Source organism: Rhodoplanes roseus, assembly GCF_003258865.1.
GTDB classification, from domain to species: Bacteria; Pseudomonadota; Alphaproteobacteria; order Rhizobiales; family Xanthobacteraceae; genus Rhodoplanes; species Rhodoplanes roseus.
Map to the genome: position 1 here is coordinate 1 of NZ_NPEX01000988.1, position 240 is coordinate 240.

Annotated in this window: 1 protein-coding gene; it reads right to left on the reverse strand. The window is 64.6% G+C overall.

Annotation, left to right across the window (positions count from 1 at the left end):
* The coding region (locus CH341_RS33290) for an ATP-binding cassette domain-containing protein (protein WP_146604831.1) at nucleotides 1-240 on the reverse strand (240 nt) is incomplete at both ends.

Genomic DNA, 240 nt, shown 5'->3' on the forward strand with positions numbered 1-240 from the left:
TCGGTTCGTCGAGCATGACGAATTTCGGCTCCAGAACCATGGCGCGTGCGATGGCGATGCGCTGGCGCTGGCCACCGGAGAATTCGTGCGGATAGCGAAACCGGGTTTCCGGATCGATGCCCACTTCCGCGAGCGCCTTGACGACGCGCTGGTCGCGCTCCGACGCCTTGAGGTTCGGCTCGTGCACGGAAAGACCTTCGCCGACGATGTCGCGGATGATCATGCGCGGCGACAGCGAGC